General features: G+C 68.0%; 1 pseudogene. It reads right to left on the bottom strand.

Annotation, left to right across the window (positions count from 1 at the left end):
- Positions 1–568: pseudogene (locus MOV74_RS39980) on the bottom strand (histidine kinase); the annotation flags it as partial.

The following is a 568-nucleotide window of genomic DNA, read 5'->3' as shown; positions in this document are numbered from 1 at the left end:
CGCTCCTCCTCGCGGGCAAAGCTCGCCTTCAGTCGCTCCTCGGCTTCGCGCACGCGCGTCACGAGCTGGCCGGCAAAGCTGTCGACCTGGTTCAACGCGCGGGCAAAGCGCCAGGTCAGCCCGGCGCCGATCGCGACCAGCATCGCCGAATAGGACAGGCGCGAGACGAAGATGCGATCGTTGCTCACGATCTCGAGGACGTTAAGCATGTCCTGGATCCAGCAGACCAGCACGATCGTCACCGCGCAGCCGATCGTGAAGCTCGCGGCGTCCTGCCGCCGCACCACTGCCGTTGCCGTGATGCAGGCCATCAGGACCAGGCAAATTCCGACCGTGGGGATGCCGAGCACCAGAAAGAGGATGCGCGGCAGTGGCGGGCCTCCGATCAGCCCGACCACGAACACGACGATTCCCGGCAGGAACAGCAGCGTGGCGTAGCGTGGCCAGCGCCAGCCGAAAAACAGCACGCCGAAGACGACGATCAGCGCACTCTCTGTCGGGGCGGACGCCAGCAGCACGGCGGCCAGCCGCGATGTGGCGGCCGGCGGCACCGGCGGGGGCGCGAACG

Origin of the sequence: Bradyrhizobium sp. SHOUNA76 (assembly GCF_023006445.1) — a bacterium.
In the GTDB taxonomy this organism is placed as follows: Bacteria; Pseudomonadota; Alphaproteobacteria; order Rhizobiales; family Xanthobacteraceae; genus Bradyrhizobium.
The sequence above is the reverse complement of the archived record's forward strand: the minus strand, read 5'-3'. Positions and strand labels throughout refer to the sequence as shown.